Source organism: Pseudomonas vranovensis (assembly GCF_040438935.1).
In the GTDB taxonomy this organism is placed as follows: Bacteria; Pseudomonadota; Gammaproteobacteria; order Pseudomonadales; family Pseudomonadaceae; genus Aquipseudomonas; species Aquipseudomonas vranovensis.
Map to the genome: position 1 here is coordinate 3,183,865 of NZ_CP159259.1, position 17,707 is coordinate 3,201,571.

Here is a 17,707-nt window from a genome sequence, read left to right on the forward strand (position 1 = left end):
TTTATCCGGGGACCGCCCACATGCTCGACGCACTTCGTTGGGACTCTGACCTGATCCGTCGTTACGACCTGGCAGGTCCACGCTACACCTCATACCCAACCGCCGTGCAACTGCACAGCGAAGTCGGCTCATTCGACCTTCTGCACGCCCTGCGTGACAGCCGCCGCGCCGTGCGCCCGCTGTCGCTCTATGTACACGTGCCGTTCTGCGCCAACATCTGCTACTACTGCGCCTGCAACAAGGTCATCACCAAGGACCGGGGCCGCGCCCTGCCCTACTTGCAGCGCCTGGAGCAGGAGATCCAGCTGATCGCCTGCCACCTGGACCCTAAACAAACTGTCGAGCAACTGCATTTTGGCGGTGGCACCCCGACCTTTCTCAGCCATGTCGAACTGCGGCGCCTGATGGCGTACCTGCGCCAGCACTTCAACCTGCTGGATGACGACTCCGGCGACTATGGCATCGAAATCGACCCTCGCGAAGCCGACTGGTCGACCATGGGCCTGCTGCGCGAGCTGGGTTTCAACCGAGTCAGCCTCGGCGTGCAAGACCTCGACCCTGTCGTGCAACGGGCGATCAATCGCCTGCAGAGCCTGGAGCAGACACGCGCGATCATTGAAGCTGCACGTACCCTGCAGTTCCGCTCGATCAACCTCGACCTGATCTACGGCCTGCCCAAGCAAACCCCCGACGGGTTCGCCCGCACGGTGGATGAAGTCATCAAGTTGCAACCGGATCGCCTGTCGGTGTTCAACTATGCGCACCTGCCGGAACGCTTTATGCCCCAACGACGCATCGACAGCAACGACCTTCCCGCACCGGCCGCCAAACTGGAAATGCTGCAGCGGACCATCGAGCAACTGACTGCCGCCGGCTACCGCTACATCGGCATGGACCACTTCGCCCTCCCTGATGACGAACTGGCCATTGCCCAGGAAGAGTCGACACTGCAACGCAACTTTCAGGGCTACACCACCCACGGCCATTGCGACCTGATCGGCCTTGGCGTTTCAGCCATCAGCCAGATCGGCGACCTCTACTGCCAGAACAGCAGCGACCTGAACACGTACCAGAACTCGCTGCTCAGCGCCCAGCTGGCCACCAGTCGTGGCCTGGTCTGCACCGCTGACGACCGCTTGCGCCGTGCTGTGATCCAGCAACTGATCTGCCATTTCGAGCTGGATTTCGACACCATCGAACAGGCCTTCACCATCGACTTTCGCGGTTACTTCAAGGACGAGTGGCCCGCACTGCAAGCCATGCACAAAGACGGCCTGATCTACCTCAGTGCCAAGGGCATCGAGGTGCTGCCTGCCGGACGGCTGCTGGTACGCTCGGTTTGCATGGCGTTCGACGCCTACCTGGGCATGCACAGCCAGCAGCGATTCTCACGGGTCATCTGATTTACAGAATTCCTTGTAAAGCACACTATGTTTAGTGAGGTCGGACGATAAACCGCACCTCTGCCAGCACGCCTTACCCGGCACAGACTGGCCGAAACCCCATGCCCTGAGTTACCCTTACGGCTTATGTGTGCTTTCCCACAAGGAATGAAGAAATGTCCGAGCCAGTTAAACTGCGCCCTCACAACCAGGCCCACTGCAAGGATTGCAGCCTGGCGCCTCTATGCCTGCCATTGTCGTTGAACATGGAAGACATGGATGCACTGGATGAAATCGTCAAACGCGGGCGACCGTTGAAGAAAGGCGAGTTTCTGTTCCGCCAGGGTGACAACTTCGGCTCAGTTTACGCGGTGCGCTCCGGCGCCCTGAAAACCTTCAGCTTGAGCGACGGCGGCGAAGAACAGATCACCGGCTTCCACCTGCCCAGCGAGCTGGTCGGCCTGTCCGGCATGGACACCGAAGCTTACCCGGTCTCGGCCCAGGCCCAGGAAACCACCTCGGTCTGCGAGATCCCGTTCGAACGCCTCGACGAGCTGTCGGTCCAGTTGCCTCAACTGCGCCGGCAATTGATGCGAGTGATGAGCCGCGAGATTCGGGACGACCAGCAAATGATGCTGCTGCTGTCGAAAAAAACCGCGGACGAGCGTATCGCCACCTTCCTGGTCAACCTCTCGGCGCGCTTCCGTGCCCGTGGCTACTCGGCCAACCAGTTCCGCCTGAGCATGTCGCGCAACGAGATCGGCAACTACCTGGGCCTGGCCGTGGAAACGGTTTCCCGCGTGTTCACCCGCTTCCAGCAAAATGGCCTGATTTCTGCCGAAGGCAAGGAAATCCATATCCTCGATCCGATCCAGCTGTGTGCGCTGGCCGGTGGCTCGCTGGACAGCTGAGCCAGCAGGATAAAGGGTATACTGGCGGGCATTCGTTTTTCAGGATACCCGCCTCATGCACAGCGAACCCTTCGACCTCAAAGCCCTGATCCGCCCGGTCCCGGACTTCCCGAAACCAGGCGTGATCTTTCGCGACATCACTCCGCTGTTCCAGTCGCCACGAGGCCTGCGCCATGTGGCAGACGCCTTCATCGAGCGTTATGTCGAGGCCGAATTCAGCCACATCGGTGCCATGGACGCCCGCGGCTTCCTGATCGGCTCGATCATCGCCCACCAACTGAACAAACCCCTCATCCTGTTTCGCAAGCAAGGCAAACTGCCAGCCGACGTGATCGCCGAAGGCTACCAGACCGAATACGGCGAAGCCTTCCTCGAAGTACACACCGACAGCCTGTGCGAAGGCGACTCGGTGTTGGTGTTCGATGACCTGATCGCCACGGGTGGTACCTTGCTGGCAGCCACCAAGCTGGTACGGCGCATGGGCGCCGAAGTGTTCGAGGCTGCCGCGATCATCGACCTGCCGGAGCTGGATGGGTCGAAGCGGCTGAATGATGCGGGCGTGCCGACTTTTTGCCTGACTGCGTTTTCGTTGAGCGAGCTCTAATACATCGCGGGGCAAACCCGCTCCTACTGCAGGAGCGGGCTTGCCCCGCGATTGCATTCACAACGAGATCGGCTTGCGCCCGGCAAAAGAATGCGCCAGGGTCCCGCCATCCACCAGTTCCAGCTCCCCGCCCAACGGCACCCCGTGGGCAATGCGCGAGGCAACCAGGCCTTTGTCGGCCAGTAACTGGGCGATGTAATGGGCCGTCGCCTCACCTTCCACTGTCGGGTTGGTGGCCAGGATCACTTCGGTGAAGCTGGCCTGCTCTTCAATACGCGCCATCAACTGCGGAATACCGATCGCCTCAGGCCCAAGGCCATCCAGCGGCGACAGGTGCCCCTTGAGTACGAAATAGCGACCGCGATAGCCGGTCTGCTCGACCGCATACACATCCATCGGCCCTTCGACCACGCACAGCAGCGTGTCGTCTCGGCGCGTGTCGGCACACTGGGGGCACAGTTCCTGCTCGGTGAGGGTCCGGCACTGGCGGCAATGGCCGACGCCTTCCATGGCCTGGTTCAAGGCCTGGGCCAGGCGCAGGCCGCCGCTGCGGTCGCGCTCAAGCAACTGCAGCGCCATACGCTGAGCGGTTTTCTGGCCGACACCGGGCAAGGTACGCAAGGCATCGATCAGTTGGCGAATCAGGGGGCTGAAGCTCATGGTCAATTAGCCTGAATATCAATAAAGCACGAGAAAAACGACGATGGGAGCGACAGCTTCACAGCTGTGCTCCCACCGTGGGTACCACAAGGGTTGCCTTAGAACGGCATTTTGAAACCGGGTGGCAGTTGCATGCCAGCGGTCATACCGCCCATTTTCTCCTGGCTGTTCTGCTCGACCTTGCGCACGGCATCGTTGACGGCCGCGGCGATCAGGTCCTCGAGCACTTCCTTGTCTTCCTGCATCAGGCTGTCATCCAGGCTGATGCGCTTGACGTCATGACGACCGGTCATCACCACGCTGACCAGGCCAGCGCCCGATTGGCCAGTCACTTCGGCGTTGGCCAGCTCTTCCTGCATCTTGGCCATTTTTTCCTGCATCTGCTGGGCCTGCTTCATCAGGCCGGCCATGCCACCTTTCATCATGGGGATCACCTCAAATAAGAGTTACGGGGTGCGGCGCGGGCCTGGCCCGGGCTGCTTTAGTTATTCGGTCATTCGCCCTGTGCTACCTGGGCGTCTACAGGCTCAATGGTATCGTGTCGGACCATGGCACCAAACTGCTGAATCATCTGCTGGATGAGCGGATCGGCCTGGATCGACGCCTCAGCTTCGCCCTGGCGCTCGGCACGCTTGCGCGATGCCGCCTGGGCCGGGGTTTCCTGCTCGGGACGAATCAGCTCGATGGACAACTTGAGCGTACGCCCGAAATGCTGGTTCAGGGCCTCGTTGAGGCGCCGTTGCTGGGTGGCGTTGAACAGGGCGCTATGGGCCGGGTCCAGATGCAGCAGCCAGTCATCGCCTTCGGCGGCCATCAACGTACAGTTGGCGGCGATACTGCCGGTCATCCCTGAGATCGGCAACTGTGGGAATAATTCCAGCCATTGCAGCGCCAGGCCGGTGGCCGGTTGGGCGGCTGGCAGCGGCTCGGGCTCCACGACAGGAGCAGCCTCGTGTACATGCTCGATCGCCAGCTCATCCAGGTAACTGTAGCTGGCCGGGTCCATTTCCGGTTCGTAATAGTCCTCATCCAGCGGCGGCTCGTCGTCGCGGTCCATGCCGGCCGGGCTGTAGCTGATGCTGTCATCGTGCGCCGGCGCTTCCTCGCGAACGACAGCCGCAACCGGTTCAGGTTGTGGCGCCGGGGCGTCAGGTTCAGGCTCTGGCTCGAGCTCAACGGCAGTCGGCGTCTCTACCGGGTCGTTCCACGGCAGGTCGACCACAGGCTCAGGCGCTTGTACCGGGGGCTCAACCGACGTGGGCTCTGGCTCTGGCTCTGGCTCTGGTTCCGACTCTGCTACTGGCGGCGGGGCAACCGGCTCGGGTTCGACAACCGGCGCAGCAATCACCGCAAGCGCAGCCACGGTGGCCGCTGCCACCGTACTTGCAGAATCAGCTGTGGCCTGGCTGATCCCCACCGGCTTTAGTACCGGTTTCGGTGCGTCATCGGTATCGGCAGGCCGGAATGCCAGCATGCGCAGCAACACCATCTCGAAACCACCGCGAGGGTCTGGCGCCAACGGCAGGTCGCGACGGCCGATCAGGCCCATCTGGTAGTAAAACTGTACGTCTTCAGCGGGAAGGGACTGGGCCAGGGCCAACACGCGGTCACGGTCACCCTGACCGTTGTCGACCGCCTCGGGCAGCGCCTGGGCAATGGCCACGCGGTGCAGCACATTGAGCATCTCGGCCAGCACGCCATTCCAGTCGGGACCCTGCTCTGCCAGATGCCTTACCGCTTCGAGCAGTGCGCGGGCGTCGCCTTCGAGCAGTGCCTGCAGCACACCATAGACCTGGCCGTGATCCAGGGTACCGAGCATGGCCCGCACATCGGCGGCCAGCACCTTGCCTTCACCGAAGGCAATGGCCTGGTCGGTCAGGCTCATGGCATCGCGCATGGAGCCATCGGCCGCACGGCCGAGCAGCCACAGGGCATCGTCTTCGAACGGAACGTTCTCGGCACCCAGCACATGGCTCAAGTGCTCGACCACCCGTTCCGGCGTCATGTTCTTCAGGGAAAACTGCAGGCAGCGCGACAGGATGGTCGCCGGCAACTTCTGCGGGTCGGTGGTCGCCAGGATGAACTTGACGTAGGGCGGCGGCTCTTCCAGCGTTTTCAACAGGGCGTTGAACGAGTGACTGGAGAGCATGTGGACTTCGTCGATCAGGTAGACCTTGAAGCGCCCGCGGCTAGGTGCGTACTGCACGTTGTCGAGCAGTTCGCGGGTGTCCTCGACCTTGGTGCGGCTGGCGGCGTCGATTTCGATCAGGTCGACGAAGCGGCCCTCATCGATCTCCCGGCACACCGAGCACGTTCCACACGGGGTAGAGGTGATACCGGTCTCGCAGTTCAAGCACTTGGCGATAATCCGCGCAATGGTCGTCTTGCCCACGCCGCGGGTACCGGTGAACAGGTAGGCATGGTGCAGGCGTTGATTGTCCAGCGCATTGATCAAGGCCTTGAGCACATGGGTCTGGCCGACCATTTCGCGGAACGAGCGCGGACGCCATTTACGTGCAAGAACCTGATAACTCATCGAAAACCGTCGCGACTGGCAAGCTGAAGACCGCTAATCGTAGCGGAGCGGGGGCAAAATTGCACCCCGCCCATCGCTGCCGCTACTTCGCCATGCGCGTTAAACTCCCCGACGCGGCGCGGTAAGAGGATCAAAAGGCAGGCCCAGTGCTTCTCGGGTGAGTTGCATCAGCAACGCCTGCTCATCACCGGCCTGCTGTTGCTGGCGCGCCTGCTCGCAGCGTGCACGCTCTGCCTCCGGCAAGTGCGCCTCGCGCATCCGCTGCCGGTGAGCGCGCTGCTGTAGGTATGACTCAGCGGCGCTGACCTGCTGCTCAGTCAAGGTAAAACCATCTGGCCTGAGGTGCTGACGCACCCCGGGCAACGCCAGACGTTCATGCAGAGCCACACGGTAGTGTCGACATCACTTCACGATGACGAATCCTCAGATCCGGCTGGAGCACAAACTGCTCGCTGACATAATCAATCAACCGCTGCAGATTGAGATGAGACCGGGCAAAACCAAGCAACTGTGTCGGCGCCGGCATCTGCAGTGCAGCGCGCAGGCTTTGTAGCGCCTGTACCCGGATCTCAAGCGAACTGAAGGCTTGTATCGGACCATTGCGAGCCAGTTCGAGGTAGTCAGCCAGTCGAAAAAGCTCGCCCGCCAACCCACCCTCAGTTGCAGCCTGAGAAGATTCAATACCCGCCTTTCGCCAGCCGGATCACTAACCTACAGCCCCAGACATGCTGGCGCGACACAACGCAGCAACCGCCCTTCCGAAAGCCTTCGATGGGACAATGCAAGTCAAACGCCTGTGACTTATCGCAGCAGGGATTGCCATTGACGTGTGGCACTTAAATTGCGGCAGGAGCGCATTAGCTTACTCACCGACATCGAAACAAAGGTGCTGGCGCTGCCGTAGGTAGCCGAAGAGCGTAACTCGGATTGTCTAGCCACAACGACACCAGCTTTGAAAGGGTTCGCACCCTAGATTTAGAGTCTAGAGTGCGAGCAACAAGTGCCTACTCGTATAACGAGATAGTCCCCCTCAATTGCTCCGTAAATCCGTAGATATCATCCACAGAAGCGATTGGATGGCGTGTCTCGTTTTTCTCAGCATCGAAGATGCCTATGTACTTCTGACTACGATTGAAGTGAAGTCGGCAAATCGGCTTGCGGTTGTTGTCATCTAGCAGAACACCGAAGTAGCTTTGAGTATCGCGATGAACGATTCGCTTGGCATCCACAACCGCCCTGACTATTGCCTTGACGATATGGAAGCCCTCCAACTCATCAAGTGTCGTTTGGACTCGATCTTCTCCAGTCTCATCAACCGACTCGCTTTCCGCAGCAGGCTGGACAGCAGCCATAGCATATGAGGGCTCAACAGCCCCGCTCATTGCGGACTTTAGGCGATCATTAACTTGATCACCCAGGAACTGAATTGCCGCCTTCCGGGTTAAGGTAGTGAACTGCTCCCTGACCTTTTGCGTGATGATTCCATCGTATACACGAGTAGCGAAGAACTTCACAAAGTCATCACTAGGCTGACTGAACTGAGTAGCCATCTCTTTCTTGATCTGCCCAACGTACTTAAGTTCGCCCGCAGCGCTGATGATCGAATCAACGTCGAATGCGGACTTGGTCAGCTTCTGAAGTTCAGGTAGAGCATGCTCATCGATGTCCAGAAGGTCCAGCTCCAAGAAGGGTTTCTCATCCATCTTGTTGGGAGCATCGAGGTCAGTGAAGAAGCGGTATACCTGACCGTTGGTGAGGATCGAAATGCGAGCGCTGGTTACGTGGAAATACCGGAAGAGCTGGCTGGCGTGATTGATGTGCAGCGGCTCTCCAATCTTCTTACACTCGATCAGAATCTGGATTTCCCCATTCTTCATGATGGCGTAGTCAATCTTCTCGCCCTTCTTCGTCCCCACATCGCATACGTACTCTGGCGTCACCTCAGAAGGGTCGAAGACATCGTAGCCCAGGACGGAGTTGATGAAGGGCATGACAAAAGCGATCTTGGTCGCCTCTTCCGTCTGGATTGCCGGACCCTGCTGGCGGATTTTGGCTGATAACGCGTTCAGTCGCTCTACGAATTCCATATCTCGCTCCTCGCTCGGATGCCACATCCTAGTAGCAGCCCGCAGTACTGGCAATTGCAAATCACTCTAGGCCAAACACCGACAATCAGCAGATGCGCGAGGGACGCCCAGTACCAGGATCAACCCGATGGAGAAAGCATATTGGAGAGATGGTCGGAGAAAGCTAGAATGCTCGGTAAGATGCACCACTCAGGTTCACCTAAGCACTGCTCCACTTCGAGATTTTGAGCAAGATAAGCCCTTTATAATCAAGGACTTAGAGATAGGTGGCGGCCCCACCAGCCACACCCCGGCACACAATGTCACCGCTGCGGCTGCTCCCTTCCAGGCCTGACCGGGTTCACGGTTGATCGTTGCGGGGGGACCGATGGGGCCACCATAACGCATGCTCATCTGGCGACGAGCCGCGCCATTGTACCGGCCTGAGGCCAAGATACAACCTTTAGTTGATAAAAAATCATCACTACTCAATGACTTGGCGGGTTTCCGGTCACGCACAGGTGGATGAAGTGCAGTTTCGCCACCACCGCCGACGACAGCACGAACGGGTAGAAATCCACCTGCCCCATGCTGCGCGACAGTTCGTTGAGCATGGCCGAGAGCTCGACCCAGGCGTTGATGAAGGCAAGAAAATCCCTGGCGCCCGGATCTTCCGGCCGAAACAGGTCCTGCACCTGGTAAGGCGGATAATCCAGTTCCAGGCTTCGGGCGTTCATGCCCAGGGCCAGGGCGGTGTCCAGCGCATCGGTCATGTGCAGGTAGTGCGCCCAGGTTTCAGCCCAGTCTTCCCAGGGATGCATGGTGGCGTAGGCACTCACGTGAGCCAGTGCCCAGTCGCTCGGCGCACCCTGCTGGTAATGCCGCTCAAGAGCCTCGCTGTAGCTTTCGCGCTCGTCGCCAAACAATTGGCGAAAGCCGTCGAGCCATTCACTATTGGCAACCAGCCGATCCCAGTAGTAATGCCCCACTTCGTGACGCAGGTGGCCAAGCAGCGTTCGGTAAGGCTCATGCAGTTGCACCCTCACCCGTTCGCGCCAGTCGTCATCGGCTTCACGCACATCCAGGGTAATCAGGCCGTTGGCATGGCCAGTGATGGGTGCGTTGCCTTCAAGGTCGATGCCGATGAAGTCGAAGGCAAGCCCGGGGCCCTCGCCCTCGGTCTTGGGCTCGACTGGCAGGCCCAAGTGCAACAGTTGTGCAACGAGACGACGCTTGGCGGTTTCCAGCTTGCGCCAGCGCGGATGGTTTTCAGCAAGGGAAAGATCGGGAATCGTCCGATTCAGGCGGCAGGCCAGACACAGGCTGTGTGGCTCATCGGCCGCCAGCAGCCAGTTGCAGGCTGCGGGAGTATCGAGGTTGGCGCAACGACGCAGGGGGCCGAGCTCCGACTCTCCATCAAGCAGCCAGGCGCCCTCCTCCGCTCCCGGCAACAGACTCGCAACCCGGTTGCTCAGCGGCCAGTAGCCGAGCGCCGACTGACAGGCCAGGCACTGGCTGTTGCGAAAGAACACCGACTGGCCGCACTGACACTGCCAGACGCGGTCCGGACGCTGCGCCTGGCTGGCAAAAGGGGCCGCGATCCGGGCCCCCAACTGCTCGAAAAAACGATACATGCTGATCCTCCTGGCTGCCCGCCAAGACTAGACCATGGGTAACGTTGTGTTTATCGCTGTCAGGCCTCGATGCCATGTTCACCGAGAAACACCACGAACGCATCCTCGTCCAGCACCTTCACGCCAAGGTCATTGGCCTTGACAAGCTTCGATCCTGCACCAGGCCCGGCCACCACGCAGTGCGTCTTGGCTGAAACCGACCCGGCAACCTTGGCGCCGAGGCTCTCGAGCTTGTCCTTGGCAACATCGCGACTCATGCGTTCCAGCGAGCCGGTCAACACCCAGGTCTGTCCAGCCAACGGCAGCCCGGCCGCGACCTTTTTCTCGCTCGACCAGTGCATGCCGAACGCGCGCAACTGCGCTTCGATTGTCAGTGCCAGTTCCACATTGGCAGGCACCTGGAAGAAGGTGCGCACCGCCTCGGCCGGCTTGGCGGCCAGCGCCTGGCGCAAGTCGATGCCATCGGCAGCGATAATCTTTTCCAGACTATCGAGCTTGGTCACCAGTTTCTCGGCGCCGGTCGGGCCTACCGAAGGGATGTCCAGCTTGGCGATCAGCCCGGCCAGGGTGGTGCTGGCAGCAAACTCGGCCGCCAGCTCGCCTTCATCCTGCAACTCCAGGCCACGCTCGAGCAGTTGCGCGATGACCGTGCGGTTGTGCTCGTCTTCAAAGAAGCTGTGGATCTCGTGGGCGACTTCCAGACCGATATCCGGCAGGTAGGTAAGCACCTGCGGCAACGCTGCCATGACCCGCTGCAGCGAACCCAGTGATCGAGCCAAAACCTTGGCCGTCTCTTCGCCGACATCAGGAATACCCAAGGCATAGATGAAACGTGCCAGGCCAGGCCGCTTGCTGGCCTCGATGGCTGCCAGCAGGTTCTTGCTCGACAGCTCGGCGAAGCCTTCAAGGTCGACGACCTGCTCGAACGTCAGTTGATAAAGATCGGCCGGCGAGCGGATCAGCCCCTCGTCCACCAGTTGCTCGACGCTCTTCTCGCCCAGGCCTTCGATGTCCATCGCCCGCCGCGAAACGTAGTGAATGATGGCTTGCTTGAGCTGTGCGGCGCAGGCCAGGCGGCCAACGCAACGGTACACCGCGCCTTCGCTGACGGTTTCCTTGCCTTTGCTGCGCTTGACCAGTTGCGTGCGCTCGACCTGCGAGCCACACACCGGACATTCGCCAGGGATATGGACTGGACGGGCATCAGCCGGGCGACGCTCGGTGACCACCTGCATGACCTGAGGGATCACATCGCCGGCACGGCGGATGATCACGGTGTCGCCAATCATCAAGCCCAGGCGCGCCACTTCGTCCATGTTGTGCAAGGTGGCATTGGACACCGTGACACCGGCCACCTTGACAGGCTTGAGCCGGGCCACAGGGGTCACCGCCCCCGTACGACCGACCTGGAATTCCACATCCAGCACTTCGGTCAGTTCTTCCATGGCCGGGAACTTGTGGGCGATGGCCCAACGCGGCTCTCGGGCGCGAAAGCCCAGTTCACGCTGAGAGGCCAGGCTGTTGACCTTGAACACCACGCCGTCGATCTCGTACGGCAGGTCATTGCGCCGCTGGCCAATGTCACGGTAGTACTCCAGGCATTCGGCGATACCCGCGGCATGACGAAGCTCACGGCTGATCGGCATGCCCCAGGCCTTGAGCTGCTCCAGGATGCCGATATGGGTATCAGCGATCTGCGCCGACACCTGGCCCAACCCGTAGCAGCAGAACTCCAGCGGTCGGCTGGCGGTAATTTTCGAGTCCAGTTGCCGCAGGCTGCCGGCAGCGGCGTTGCGCGGGTTGGCGAAGGTTTTGCCGCCCATCTCGATCTGCGCCTGGTTCAGGCGCTCGAAACCGGCCTTGGACATGTACACCTCGCCGCGCACCTCAAGCACGGCTGGCCAGCCTTCACCCTGCAGCTTGAGTGGGATGTTGCGCACGGTACGCACGTTGACACTGATGTCTTCACCGGTTGTGCCGTCGCCACGGGTTGCGCCTTGCACCAGTTGGCCGTCGCGGTACAGCAAGCTGACCGCCAGGCCGTCGAGCTTGGGCTCGCAGCTGTAATCGACCGCCGCACCGCCACCAAACAGATCTCCCGCCGGCAGATCCAGGCCCTCGACCACCCGACGGTCGAACTCGCGCAGGTCGTCTTCCTCGAAGGCGTTGCCGAGGCTCAGCATCGGCACTTCGTGACGCACCTGGCTGAATGCCGACAACGCTGCACCGCCAACGCGTTGGGTGGGCGAATCAGCGGTCACCAGTTCCGGGTGCTCGGCCTCCAGGGCCTTGAGTTCGTTGAACAGACGATCGTACTCGGCATCCGGCACGCTGGGTTCGTCGAGCACGTAGTAGCGGTAGTTGTGCTGATCGAGCTCGGCACGCAACTCAAGGATTCGGGATTGGGCAGTCATGTTCGTATTCTCTTGCAAAGCAAAAGAGCAGCCGGGGCTGCTCTTGCGTTTGGGGCTTCATCGCGGGGCAAGCCCGCTCCCACCGGGGGTGATGATTTTAGCGTTTCTGAGTCAGCGCACGACGCTCGAACTCAACGATGCGCTGGCGGTAATGCTCGATGGTCTGGGCAGTCATCACGCTGCGCTGGTCATCCTTGAGCTCGCCGTTGAGCTCGTGGGCCAGCTTGCGTGCGGCAGCCACCATCACGTCAAAGGCCTGCTTCGGATGGCGCGGCCCTGGCAGGCCGAGGAAGAAGCTCACGGCACGGGTGCTGAAGTGATCGATATCGTCCAGGTCGAATACGCCGGGCTTGACCGCGTTGGCCATGGAGAACAGCACCTCGCCGTTACCGGCCATGCTCTCGTGACGGTGGAAGATATCCATTTCGCCGAAGCGCAGGCCACTTTCGAGGATGTTCTGCAGCAGGGCCGGCCCCTTGAAGCCACCTTCGTCACGGGAAATCACACTGATCACCAGCACTTCTTCGACGGGCGGCAGGTCGCGAGCTTCGTTGGCACCGTAGCCGTTGCTGCTACGGGTCTCATCCGGGAAATCGTCGTCAACACTGGCGAACAGGTCAGGCTCGCGCTCACGCGGTTCGGCGGCCAGGTTCAGGTCGCCCTGCTGGGGTTCGTTGCCACGCTTGCGCTTGGAAGCCTTGGGCTTGTTGTCACGCTCGCGGGCAGGCGCACTCATGGACGGCAGGTCATGCTCATCCAGCTCGGGTTCTTTATGGTTGTCCAGCACCCGTGGCGGGCCCAACACTTCTGCACCGCCGCTACTTTCTTCGTCAGGCAGGTTTGAAAAGCTGCGATCCAGACGGAATTTCAGCTTGCCCTTGCCGCCGCGCATACGGCGCCAGCCGTCAAAAAGAATACCGGCAATGACAATGATGCCGATGACGATCAGCCACTCGCGCAGACCGATTTCCATGTAATCCCGTGCCTCTGTAAAAAATGCTGAAAAATAAAGGGTTTAAACCCCTTTAAAACGTGGCGCCAACTCTATGTTCTGACAGGCGTTTTACCCACGCAAAAGATAAGTGACATTAAGCTAGCACGACCAAAGATAACTTTACACCGTCTGTCGCAACTGACAGGCCCATTTACTGCAGGTTCACGCCGTATCCCACAAAATCAGGCGTCGACCATGGCCATTGCCTCTTCTACATCAACTGCAACAAGACGTGAGCAACCCGGTTCATGCATGGTCACGCCCATCAACTGGTCAGCCATCTCCATGGCTATCTTGTTGTGGGTGATGTAGATGAACTGCACAGTCTGACTCATTTCCTTGACCAGCTTGGCATATCGCCCGACGTTGGCATCGTCCAGTGGTGCATCGACTTCATCGAGCATGCAGAACGGTGCCGGGTTGAGTTTGAAAATGGCGAAAACCAGGGCCAGGGCAGTCAGCGCTTTTTCACCACCCGAGAGCAAATGAATGGTGCTGTTCTTCTTGCCCGGCGGCCGCGCCATGATTGTCACCCCTGTATCGAGTAGATCTTCGCCCGTCAGTTCCAAGTAAGCGCTGCCACCACCGAAAACTTTTGGGAAAAGTGCCTGTAATCCGGCATTTATCTGATCAAAGGTATCCTTGAAGCGGTTGCGGGTTTCTTTGTCGATCTTGCGAATGACGTTTTCCAGCGTGTCCAGCGCTTCGACCAGATCGGCATCCTGCGCATCCAGGTAGCGCTTGCGCTCGGACTGTTGCTGGTATTCGTCGATGGCTGCCAGGTTGATCGCACCGAGGCGCTGGATGCGCGCATCAATGCGCTCAAGCTCTTGTTCGGCTTCCTGCTCACTGGCTGCCTCGCCCAAAGTCGTCAGCACACCCTGCAGGTCATATCCGTCGGCCTGCAGTTGCTCATGAAGGGTCTTGCGACGCACGCTCAGGCCCTGCCACTCCAGGCGGTGCTGCTCCAATTGGCCACGCAGCAGTTGGGCCTGCTGCTCGGCCTGGGTCCGGCGTTTTTCCGCATCACGCAGTTCGCGGTCGGCCTCATCCATGTGCAGGCGCGCCTGACGCATTTCTTCGTCGACGCTCATGCGCTTTTCCAGCAGCTCTTCAAGTTTAAGGCGCAGCTCTTCAAGCGGTGCCTCGCCCTCTTCCAGATTGAGCGTGAGTTGCTCGCGCTTTTCGCTCAGGCGCTCCGACTGCAATTCCAAGCGCTCAAGGGCCTGGCGGGTCGAGTCGTACTGCGCCCGCAGCGATCCCAGCCGCACGGCCAGCTGATGACCATGATCCTTGTGCTGACGGGCCTCCTGACGCACCCGATCGAGGCGCTCCCGCAGGCTGTCGCGCTGGGCCAGGAGCAACTCACGTTGCTCGGTGTCCAGGGCCATCAGGTCGAGGGCCTCCTGCAATTGCAGGCGTGATTCACCGAGGTTTTCACTTTCCAATGCACGCTGCTCGTTCAGTTCGAGCAACTCTTCCTCCAGACGCCGACGCCGCAGGCTCACCTGCTCGGCCCGCGCCTTACCGGCCGACAGCCGGGCGTTGAGCTCGCTTTGCTGCCTGGCTTCGTCCTGAGCATGCCGGCGCAGCTGCTCGCGGCGCTCTTCAAGGGCCTGCTGCTGTTCGCGCGACTGCTCAAGCGTGAGGTCGAGCTGCTCAAGCGCAGCCTCTTGCTCCACACGCTCAAGCCCCAGACGCTCGAGCTCCTGACCACGGGCCAGCACGCCACCTTGTGCATCACTGGCACGGTTGACCCGCAAAAAATGCCGACCTATCCAATAGCCATCACGACTGACCAGGCTCTGACCGGCACCGAGGTGGCTGCGCTGGGCCAATGCCTGCTCCAGGTTTTCTACCGGGCGGACCTGCCCCAGCCAGGGGGCCAGATCAACCCGCCCCTCAACTTTGTCCAGCAAGCTGCCTGGCACGCGCGCGCCATCAGCAGAGGCATCAAGCAAACGCAAATCGCCCTGGCTGAACGCCGCGAGGTCGAGCCCGGTGAAATCATCCACCAGCACCGCCTGCAAGTCGGCGCCCAGCACGGTTTCTACCGCCAGTTCCCAACCAGGCTCCACCCGCAGGCCTTCGGCCAGGCGCGGACGCTGATCGAGACCTTGGTCGCGCAACCACTGCGCGGTACCGGAATCCGGGTCCAGGGCCGCCTGTTGCAAAGCCTCAAGTGACGCCAGGCGTCCGCCCAGCCGCTGCAGCTCACCTTGCGCCTGCTGCTGGGCCAGGACGGCCTGCTGCAACTGATCACGCAGGGTTTCAAGCTGTTCGACCACTTGCAGTTCTTGCAGCTGCAGGTCTTCCAGTACCAGCTCGCTGCTGGCCACTTGCTCGGCCAACTCAAGCAAAGCAGCATCTTCAGGGTCGGCATTGAGCTGGTCGCGTTCCTCGCCCAGCTTGCGCTGGCGCTCGAACAGGCGCTCAAGGGCCTGGTCCAGCTGCTGGATTCGCGCCTGCTGCACTTCGGCCTGGCGCCGCGGCTCGGCCGAGCGGGTGTTGAAGCTGTCCCACTGTTCCTGCCAGCCATGCATGGTGGCTTCGGCTTCCTCAAGGGTCGCGGCGGATTCCTCGGCGGCGGCCAAAGTGATTTCCTGCTCGGGCTCGAGCATTTCCAGCTCTTCGCCCAAGGTGGCGAGCATCGTGCGGTCGTGGCCCAGGTGCGACTCGGTCTCCTGGCGGGTACGCTCGGCTTCCTTCAGATCGTCCTGCAACTGGCGCAAGCGTTGCTGGCCGTGCTGAATACTTTGCTCGACCCGGGCGATATCGCCACCGACCGAATAGAAGCGACCTTGAACCTGGCCAAAACGCTCGGACAACTCATGGTGCCCGTCACGCAGGCGCTCGATGCTGGCATCGGCATTGCGCTGCTCGGCCACCAGGGCCTCGAAGGCCACTTCCTGGTCACCAATCACTGCTTCGCGCTGCCCTACCTGCTCATCCAGCGCCTGCCAGCGCAACGCCGACAACTGCGCCCTGAGCTGGCGCTCCTCAGCCTTGTACTCCTTGTACTTCTCGGCGGCCTGGGCCTGGCGGTGCAACCGCTCCAGCTGGCGCTCGAGTTCTTCGCGAAGGTCAGTCAGGCGCTCGAGGTTTTCATGGGTGCGGCGGATGCGGTTCTCGGTCTCGCGCCGACGCTCCTTGTATTTGGAGATGCCAGCGGCTTCTTCGATGAAGTTGCGCAGGTCTTCAGGCTTGGCCTCGATCAGCTTGGAGATCATCCCCTGCTCGATGATCGAGTAGCTGCGCGGGCCCAGGCCCGTGCCGAGGAAAATATCGGTGATGTCACGGCGCCGGCATTTGGTGCCGTTGAGGTAATAGGTGTTCTGGGCGTCGCGGGTCACCTTGCGGCGAATGGAGATTTCCGCATAGGCGGCATACTCGCCCACCAGCGTGCTGTCGGAATTGTCGAAGACCAGTTCAATGCTCGCCTGGCTTACCGGCTTGCGACTGGTGGAGCCATTGAAGATGACGTCGGTCATCGACTCGCCACGCAGGTTCTTGGCCGAGCTTTCGCCCATCACCCAGCGCACGGCATCGATGATGTTGGACTTGCCACAACCGTTGGGCCCGACCACCGCCGCCATGTTGCTGGGGAAGTTCACCGTGGTGGGGTCGACGAACGACTTGAACCCGGCCAGGCGAATGCACTTGAGGCGCATGCTCAGGCAGTCGCCAGTGCCGCCAGTACCAGCTCGCAACTGCGCTGGCAGTACTCCGCCAGTACGGTGCGGATGCGCGCCTGGTCGCGAGCGACCACCGCTTCGAGCAGGTTGGCAAACAGCGCCAGAAAATCACTCATCTCGGCCTTGCGCTGGTCCAGGGCGAGGAAATAGGCACGGCTCATGGCCGGTTGCAGATTCTCGACGGTTTCCTGCAAGTAGGGGTTGTTGGCGAACGGGTATGCCGCGCGCATCACCGCAAAACTGTCCTCGACGAAGGCGCGGATGTCCTGGCGCTCCAGGGCCGTGGTCAGGCGCTGCTGAATCTTGAGGAAGGGCGACAGGTCGCCTTCGGTGCGCCAGTTCTGCGCCACGGAATTGCCCAGCAAGGTATAGAGCTCGCCCATCAGGGTGCAGAGACTGCGCACATTGTGCTCGTCGAGCTCGGTCACATGGGCGCCGCGACGCGGCAGGATAGTCACCAGATGACGCCGCTCGAGGATCAATAGAGCCTCGCGCACGGAGCCACGGCTGACATTCAACGCCTGGGTGACCTTTTGCTCCTGGATACGCTCGGCAGGCTTGAGCTCGCCGCGAATGATCCGCTCGGCCAGGTAATGGGCAATTTGCTCGGAGAGGCTGTCCGGCGCCTTGAACGTCATGGTTTTCCTTCAAAATCATTGAACTGTGTACAAGGGGCGAATTGTAGCGCACTTGCCCCAGCGCCGCGCAGGGGCCAGGGCGTAGAAGTTGGCACGAATGGCGCAAAAGATTCGGCGTGGCTACAAGGACTATGCTCTATAGAAGAGCGCTTGTGGCAGGTGGGCAATGGCGT

General features: G+C 60.7%; 14 protein-coding genes and 1 other RNA gene. 3 read left to right on the plus strand and 12 right to left on the minus strand.

Annotated elements, in window-relative coordinates; genetic code table 11:
* The first annotated feature begins 20 nt into the window (after window positions 1-20).
* From hemN to ABVN19_RS14800, 3 genes are all read left to right on the plus strand, one after another.
* Window positions 21-1,403 carry an oxygen-independent coproporphyrinogen III oxidase gene (gene hemN, locus ABVN19_RS14790; RefSeq protein WP_105641562.1) on the plus strand — a complete coding sequence of 461 codons (1,383 nt, stop codon included), beginning with the start codon at window positions 21-23 and terminating at the stop codon, window positions 1,401-1,403.
* Window positions 1,404-1,558: 155 nt separating this feature from the next.
* A complete protein-coding gene (gene fnrA / locus ABVN19_RS14795; protein ID WP_028945397.1) occupies window positions 1,559-2,293 on the plus strand; it encodes a Crp/Fnr family transcriptional regulator FnrA in 735 nt (244 codons plus the stop codon).
* A 55-nt stretch (window positions 2,294-2,348) separates the two neighbouring features.
* Complete coding sequence (locus ABVN19_RS14800) at window positions 2,349-2,897, plus strand: adenine phosphoribosyltransferase (protein ID WP_028945398.1); 549 nt, start codon at window positions 2,349-2,351, stop codon at window positions 2,895-2,897.
* A gap of 57 nt (window positions 2,898-2,954) precedes the next feature.
* On the opposite strand, the gene recR is transcribed toward ABVN19_RS14800, so the two are convergent.
* The 12 genes from recR to ABVN19_RS14860 all read right to left on the minus strand — a co-directional run bounded on the left by recR (window position 2,955) and on the right by ABVN19_RS14860 (window position 17,534).
* Window positions 2,955-3,557, minus strand: a complete 603-nt coding sequence (gene recR, locus ABVN19_RS14805; RefSeq protein WP_028945399.1) for a recombination mediator RecR — start codon at window positions 3,555-3,557, stop codon at window positions 2,955-2,957.
* A gap of 98 nt (window positions 3,558-3,655) precedes the next feature.
* On the minus strand, window positions 3,656-3,982 hold the full coding sequence (locus tag ABVN19_RS14810; RefSeq protein ID WP_028945400.1) for a YbaB/EbfC family nucleoid-associated protein: 327 nt from the start codon (window positions 3,980-3,982) through the stop codon (window positions 3,656-3,658).
* A 68-nt stretch (window positions 3,983-4,050) separates the two neighbouring features.
* Window positions 4,051-6,093, minus strand: a complete 2,043-nt coding sequence (gene dnaX, locus ABVN19_RS14815) for a DNA polymerase III subunit gamma/tau (RefSeq protein WP_105641563.1) — start codon at window positions 6,091-6,093, stop codon at window positions 4,051-4,053.
* 99 nt (window positions 6,094-6,192) lie between these two features.
* Window positions 6,193-6,480, minus strand: coding sequence for a hypothetical protein (locus ABVN19_RS14820; protein ID WP_146117317.1), 288 nt, complete (start codon window positions 6,478-6,480; stop codon window positions 6,193-6,195).
* Window positions 6,467-6,742 carry a hypothetical protein gene (locus ABVN19_RS14825; protein ID WP_028945402.1) on the minus strand — a complete coding sequence of 92 codons (276 nt, stop codon included), beginning with the start codon at window positions 6,740-6,742 and terminating at the stop codon, window positions 6,467-6,469. Before ABVN19_RS14825 ends, ABVN19_RS14820 begins: the two co-directional genes overlap by 14 nt.
* Before the next feature lie 355 nt (window positions 6,743-7,097).
* Complete coding sequence (locus ABVN19_RS14830) at window positions 7,098-8,180, minus strand: type I restriction endonuclease (RefSeq protein WP_028945403.1); 1,083 nt, start codon at window positions 8,178-8,180, stop codon at window positions 7,098-7,100.
* A gap of 273 nt (window positions 8,181-8,453) precedes the next feature.
* Window positions 8,454-8,550: signal recognition particle sRNA small type (gene ffs, locus ABVN19_RS14835), an RNA gene on the minus strand.
* A 97-nt stretch (window positions 8,551-8,647) separates the two neighbouring features.
* Window positions 8,648-9,793 (minus strand): putative zinc-binding metallopeptidase, encoded by a 1,146-nt coding sequence (locus tag ABVN19_RS14840; RefSeq protein WP_028945404.1) that lies wholly within the window; start codon window positions 9,791-9,793, stop codon window positions 8,648-8,650.
* Window positions 9,794-9,852: 59 nt separating this feature from the next.
* Window positions 9,853-12,207, minus strand: a complete 2,355-nt coding sequence (gene ligA / locus ABVN19_RS14845; RefSeq protein ID WP_028945405.1) for an NAD-dependent DNA ligase LigA — start codon at window positions 12,205-12,207, stop codon at window positions 9,853-9,855.
* Window positions 12,208-12,304: 97 nt separating this feature from the next.
* Window positions 12,305-13,180, minus strand: coding sequence for a cell division protein ZipA (zipA, locus tag ABVN19_RS14850; protein ID WP_028945406.1), 876 nt, complete (start codon window positions 13,178-13,180; stop codon window positions 12,305-12,307).
* A gap of 203 nt (window positions 13,181-13,383) precedes the next feature.
* Window positions 13,384-16,872, minus strand: a complete 3,489-nt coding sequence (gene smc / locus ABVN19_RS14855) for a chromosome segregation protein SMC (protein WP_105641564.1) — start codon at window positions 16,870-16,872, stop codon at window positions 13,384-13,386.
* Between the two features lie 2 nt (window positions 16,873-16,874).
* Window positions 16,875-17,534 carry a GntR family transcriptional regulator gene (locus ABVN19_RS14860; protein WP_028945408.1) on the minus strand — a complete coding sequence of 220 codons (660 nt, stop codon included), beginning with the start codon at window positions 17,532-17,534 and terminating at the stop codon, window positions 16,875-16,877.
* Window positions 17,535-17,707 lie beyond the last annotated feature (173 nt).